The organism is Actinomadura sediminis (assembly GCF_042675525.1).
Taxonomy (GTDB): Bacteria; Actinomycetota; Actinomycetes; order Streptosporangiales; family Streptosporangiaceae; genus Spirillospora; species Spirillospora sediminis.
Genome location: NZ_JBHTJA010000088.1, coordinates 23,822 through 29,889 on the forward strand (window position 1 = coordinate 23,822; position 6,068 = coordinate 29,889).

General features: G+C 74.7%; 5 protein-coding genes. 4 read left to right on the forward strand and 1 reads right to left on the reverse strand.

The features are described 5' to 3' along the window. Window positions 1-6: 6 nt before the first annotated feature. Window positions 7-786, reverse strand: a complete 780-nt coding sequence (locus tag ACFQ11_RS29340) for an SDR family oxidoreductase (RefSeq protein ID WP_378304464.1) — start codon at window positions 784-786, stop codon at window positions 7-9. Between the two features lie 197 nt (window positions 787-983). Here ACFQ11_RS29340 and ACFQ11_RS29345 point away from each other — a divergent pair, with 197 nt between their 5' ends. The 4 genes from ACFQ11_RS29345 to ACFQ11_RS29360 all read left to right on the forward strand — a co-directional run. Next, window positions 984-2,222, forward strand: coding sequence for a glycosyltransferase (locus tag ACFQ11_RS29345; RefSeq protein ID WP_378304466.1), 1,239 nt, complete (start codon window positions 984-986; stop codon window positions 2,220-2,222). 63 nt (window positions 2,223-2,285) lie between these two features. Continuing rightward, the gene (locus ACFQ11_RS29350; RefSeq protein WP_378304468.1) at window positions 2,286-2,999 is read left to right on the forward strand and encodes a class I SAM-dependent methyltransferase; all 714 of its coding nucleotides are present in this window, start codon (window positions 2,286-2,288) and stop codon (window positions 2,997-2,999) included. A 140-nt stretch (window positions 3,000-3,139) separates the two neighbouring features. After that, a complete protein-coding gene (locus tag ACFQ11_RS29355) occupies window positions 3,140-4,480 on the forward strand; it encodes a condensation domain-containing protein (RefSeq protein WP_378304470.1) in 1,341 nt (446 codons plus the stop codon). Window positions 4,481-4,485: 5 nt separating this feature from the next. After that, a partial coding sequence (locus ACFQ11_RS29360; protein ID WP_378304472.1) for an amino acid adenylation domain-containing protein occupies window positions 4,486-6,068 on the forward strand: 1,583 nt, incomplete at its 3' end.

The following is a 6,068-nucleotide window of genomic DNA, read 5'->3' on the forward strand; positions in this document are numbered from 1 at the left end:
GCCGCCTCAGTCGACGACGGTGCCGCAGGAGACGTTCACGACCGTCCCGGTCATGGCGCCGGCCCGGTCGGAGGCGAGGAACGCCGCGACGTCCGCGACCTCCCGGACCGACGGCCGCCGCCGCAGCAGCGCCTCCTGCTCGACCAGGCCGGTGATGGTCGCGCGATGCGAGTCCGGGTCCGGTTCGTCGAACGGCTCGGCCACGCCCTCGGACCGCAGGCACACGACGCGGACGCCCGTCGTCCCCAGCTCGCCCGCGAGGGCCCGGGTCAGGCCCTCGACGGCGGCGCACGCCACCCCGAATCCCCCCATCGGGATCGGGATGCGCAGCGCGGCCTTGCTCAGCGTCCCGGTCGCGCTGAGCGTCACGATGGCGCCCGAGCCCTGCTCCGCCATGTGCCGGGCCGCGGTGCGGGCGGTGACGAAGTTCGCGGTGACGCCGATCATGAGCGGGCGCAGGTAGTCCTCCCGGGGCAGGGACACCATCGGGGTCGCCTGCACGTCCCCCCAGGTCCCGATCGCGTTGAACGACACGTCGACGCTCCCCGCCGAGCGGGCCACCGCCGCGGCGTGCCGGACGACCGCGTCCTCGTCCAGCGCGTCGACCGTCGCCGTCTCGGCGGACCCGCCGGCGGCGGTGATCGCGGCGGCCGTCCGCTCCAGCGGCGCGGCCGTCCGGCCCGCCAGGAACACCCGGGCCCCCTCGCGGGCGAAGGCGCGCGCGACCGCGCCTCCCACGTGCCCGCCGCCGCCGTAGACGATGGCGTTCTTGTCCTTGAGGAGCATGCTCGGGCCTCCCGGGTCACGGCGAAGAGCGGTCCCGGCAAAGCCTCCCGAGCGGCCCGGCGGCGCCGCATCTTCCCTCGTGCGGCGGCCGGGCGAGGGCATTCGAAGAGATGCGCCCGGGATCTCGGACTGCCGACGATGGCGGCGTCCGGCGCGAGTCCGGCGAGAGAGGGGACGTCGCAGTGGAGGAGAGCCCGGTGCGCCCGCCCGTCGCGCCCGTGCCGGACGGACCGGCGGTCACCGGCGCTCCGCGGGGCACTGCGACGCTGGACATCGTCGTCCCGGTCTACAACGAGGAACGCGCGCTGGCGGGATGCGTCAGGACGCTCCATTCGTTCCTCTCCGGCTCGTTCCCGCTGTCCTGGCGGATCACGATCCTCGACAACGGCAGCACCGACCGCACCGGGTCCATCGCGCGCCGCCTCGCCGGCGAGCTGCGCGAGGTGCACGCGGTGCGGCTCGACACCCGCGGGAAGGGCGCGGCGATCAAGGCCGCCTGGCGGGACAGCCCCGCGGAGATCGTCGTGTACATGGACGCGGATCTGTCCACCGGCCTCGACGCGCTCCTGCCCCTCGTCGCGCCGCTGGTGAGCGGGCATTCCGAGCTCGCGGTCGGGAGCCGGCTGAGCTCCGCGTCGCGGATCCGGCGCGGGGTGAAACGGGAGATGTTCTCTCGCGCCTACAACGCGCTGCTGCGCTACGCGTTCGGGGTCGGCTTCCGGGACGCGCAGTGCGGTTTCAAGGCCGCCCGCGCCGACACCGCCCGCACGCTCGTGGCGGGCGTCGAGGACGACGGCTGGTTCTTCGACACCGAGCTGCTGCTGCTCGCCGAGTTCAACGGCCTGCGGATCCACGAGGTGCCGGTGGACTGGGTGGAGGACGTGGACTCCCGGGTGCGGGTCCTGCGGACCTCGTGGGACAACGTGCGGGGGCTGATCAGGTTCGTGCGCGCGATGGCGACCGGCCGGGCGCGGCTCCCCCTGGAGCCGGCGCGGGAGCCGCGGGCCGCCCACCCGGACGCGGTGCTGGCGCGGCCCCGCCAGGCGCGGCTGCTGAAGGTCCTGTCCTTCGGTCTCATCGGCCTGGTCTCGACGCTGCTCTATGTGCCCATCTACATCCTGCTGCGCGGCTGGTGGCCCGCCCTGCTGGCCAACTTCGGCGCGCTGGTGCTGTCCGGCCTGTTCAACACGGAGGCCAACCGCCGGTGGACGTTCAACCGCGCGGGCGTCCCGAGGATCGGCATGCACCTCCGGGCGACCGCGCTGTTCACGGTGAGCTTCGCGCTCACCACGGGCGAGGCCCTGCTCCTGCACCTCACCGCGCCGGACGCGGGACGGCTCGTCGAGGTGGTCCTGCTCGGCGGGAGCCAATTGTCCATCACCGTCTTCCGGTACATCGGGCTGGACCGCTGGGTGTTCCGCCGGAGAACCGGCTGACGGGCACCGCGTGAATCACCGGCGATCGCCGGACCGACGGAAAGCCGAGGCGGAAACCCGACAATGGACGTCGAAGAGATCCGGCGCCTCACCGAACTCGAGGACCGGCACTGGTGGTTCCGCGAACGCCGGGCGCGGCTCGCACGGGAACTGCGGCGCCTCCCGCGGCCCTTTCCCGGGGAACGCGCCCTGGACGTCGGGGCCGCGGGCGGCGGCAACACCCGGGTGCTGGCCGCGCACGGCTGGCGGGCGCTGGCCACCGACCTCGCCGAGGAGGCCGTGGCGATCGCCCGCGCCCGCGGGCTGGACGCGCTGCGGGCCGACGCGCGCGACCTGCCGGTGGAGTCGGGGGCCTTCGGGCTGGTCACGGCGTTCGACGTCCTCGAGCACGTGGAGGAGGACGACCGCGTGGCGCGGGAGATCGCCCGGGTGCTGCGCCCCGGCGGCACGGCGCTGGTCTCGGTGCCGTGCGACATGTCCCTGTGGTCCGCGCACGACGAGGCGCTCTCCCACGTGCGCCGCTACGACCGGGACCGGCTCACCCGGGTCGTCGAGGACGCCGGCCTCGCCGTGGAGCGGGTGTGGAGCTGGAACGTCCTGCTGCGTCCCGTCGTGCGGCTGCGCCGCCGGGCCGTCAAGGGCGACGACCTCGCCGCCCCGCACCCGCTCGTGAACGCGGCGCTCACGGCGGTCATCGGCGCGGAGCGCCGCCTGCCGCTGTCCGGGCTGCCCGGGGTCTCCCTGATGCTGCGGGCGCACCGCCCGCCGCACCGCTGACGCCCCGTCTCCGGGCAATCCAGGAGATGCCCCGCCGATCGGCCCGGTGCCATCCTGCTCGGAGAAAAGACCGCCCGATTCGAGATCGAGCAGTGAGGCTTTACATGGCCATTTCTGATGTAGCGCGGACATCGAGCGAAATGACGATCCGGGCGCCCCTCTCCTGCAATCAGGAATTTCTTTGCCTGTTCGATAAGAATGACGGCGGCGGACCGTTCGGGCCGCGGTACACCCTCGCGGAGGGCTGGCGGCTGCGCGGCCGTCCGGACCCGGACGTCCTGCGGGAGGCGCTGACGGACCTGGCCGGGCGGCACGAGGCGCTGCGCACCTCGGTCTCGCGCGCGGAGGAGGACCGCCACCAGCTCGTCCATCCGGTGACCCCGCCGGCACTGGACGTCCGCGACCTGTCGGACACGGACCCGGCGGACCGGGAGCGCCGCGCCCAGGAGCTCGTCGGCGAGGTCGAGGCCGTCCCGCTCGACGTGGACCGGATGCCGCTGCTGCACGCGGTGCTCGGCAGGTTCTCCGACGACGACGCGGTGCTGGTCGTCAACACCCACCACGTCGCCACCGACGGCTGGTCGATGCAGCTCATCATCCGCGACCTCGCCGAACTGTACGCCGCGCGGGTCGAGCGCCGGCGGCCCCGCCTGCCGGACGTGCACCAGTACCGCGAGTTCGCGGACTGGGAGCGGGCGAGCCTCACCGAGGACGCCCTCGCGGGCCCCCGCGAGTACTGGCGGGCCAAGCTGCGCGGCGCCGAGATCCTCGCCCTGCCGGCCGACCGGACCCGCCCGGAGGGCGAGCCCATGGTGGCGGCCGTGCACCGCTTCGTCGTGGACCCGGAGACGTCGGCGGCGACGCTGAGATACGCGGCGGAGATGCGCAGCTCCCCGTTCATGGTGCTGATGGCGGCCTACTACGTGGCCCTGAACCGCCTCACCGGGCTCACCGACCTCGTCGTCCCGACCATCACCTCCAACCGCGGGCAGCCCCGTTTCCAGGAGACCATCGGCTCGTTCTTCAACTTCCTCCCGCTGCGCACCGACCTCGCCGGCTGCGCGACCTTCCGCGACGTCACCCGGCGGACCCGGACCACCTGCCTGGACGCCTACGCCAACGACATCCCGTTCTCCCACATCGCCGGGGACACCCCGGAGCTGATGCGGCAGTTCGCCGACGCGGACCGGGCCGTCTTCGGCTGCCAGGTCTCGCAGTTCCCCGCCGTGCTCGACGAGACCGAGCACGGCGGGCTGCGCATCGGCAGGGTCAGGCGGACCCTCCCCCAGGACGTCAGCTCCCACATCCCGGACGGCGCCCTCTGGGACCTGGAGGTGGAGCCCGGCGGGGACATCGTCGGTTCGCTCAAGTTCAACAGCAGGGTGTTCGACCGGGCGACGATCGAGGAGCGGGCGGACCTGCTGCAGCGCGTCCTCCGGTCCGCCGTGGCGGACCCCCACGCACCGCTCCCGGGGCTGTGACGCGCATGGAACCGCGCACCATCCCCGAAGCGTTCGCCGCCCGGGTCCGCGAGCGGCCCGGCGCGTGCGCCGTCCGGTCCGGCGACCTGCGGCTCACCTACCGGGAGCTGGACCGGCGCGCCAACGCCCTCGCGCACCGGCTCCTCGGGCTCGGCGTCGGGCCGGAGACACCGGTCGCGGTGCTCATGGACCGGTCCCCCCATCTGGTGGTGGCGCTGCTGGCCGTGGCCAAGGCGGGCGGCTGCTACCTCCCCCTGCACGCGGCCGACCCGTTCGAGCGGATGCAGTGGATCGTGGACGAGACCGCCGCGCCGGTCCTGCTGGCCGACCGGGCCCGGCGGGGGCGGGGGCTGCCGCACACCGGCCACGTCGTGATCGTCGACGCCGAGCCGGCCCCCTCGGGCCCGTCCGCCGGCGATCCCGCGGCGCGGGTGGACCCGGACCAGCTCGCCTACGTCATCCACACGTCCGGTTCCACCGGGCGGCCGAAGGGCGTCGCGGTGCCCCACCGGCACGTGACCGCTCTGGTCGCCGACCGGTGCTGGGCGGGCGGCGCGCACGAGCGCGTCCTGATGGTCGCCCCCTACGCCTTCAACGTCTCGACGTACGAGACGTGGGTGCCGCTGCTGCGCGGCGGCACCGTGGTGACGGCGCCCGACCCGCTGGAGATCGGCACGCTGCGCCGGCTCATCGCCGACGAGGAGATCACCGGCCTGCACCTCACGGCCGGGCTGTTCCGCGTGCTCGCCCAGGAGGACCCCGAGTCGCTCGCGGGCGTCCGGGAGGTGCTGACCGGCGGCGACGTCATCGCCCCGGCGGCCGTGCGGCGGGTGCTGGACGCCTGCCCGCGGACGGTCGTGCGCGCCATGTACGGGGCGACCGAGTGCACCCTGTTCAGCACGTCCTCCCCCCTCTCGGGCCCCTTCCCCGAGCGGTCGCCGGTGCCGGTCGGCCGCCCGATGGACGGCGTCCGGGTGCATGTTCTCGACGACCGGCTCGCGCCGGTCGCGCCGGGCGAGGACGGCGACGTCTACATCTCCGGCCGGCTGGCCCGCGGCTACCACCGCCGCCCGGACCTCACCGCCGAACGGTTCGTCGCCGATCCGTTCGGCGAGCCGGGCACACGGATGTACCGGACCGGCGACCGCGCCCGCTGGGCACCGGACGGCCGGCTCGAGTTCCTCGGCCGGGCGGACGACCAAGTGAAGATCCGCGGGTTCCGGATCGAGCTCGGCGAGATCGAGTCCGTCCTCGCCGGGCATCCCGCGCTGGCCCACGCCGCCGTGGCCGTGGACCGCGGCGGGCCGGACGGCGGCCGGCTCGTCGCCTACCACGTCCCCGCGTCCGGCCCGGACGCCCGTGCGGCCGACCCGGCGGAACTGCGCGCGTACCTGGCCGGGGCGCTGCCCCCGTACATGGTCCCCGCCGAGTTCGTCGAGGTGGAAGCGCTGCCGCTGACGCCCAACGGGAAGGTCGACCGCAGGGCCCTGCCCGCCCCGGGGTCCGCGGGGAACGCGCCCGCGGCGGACGGGCGCGCGCGTGACGACGGGCGCGGCGCGGCCGCCGCCCGCGACGGCGCCCGCGACGG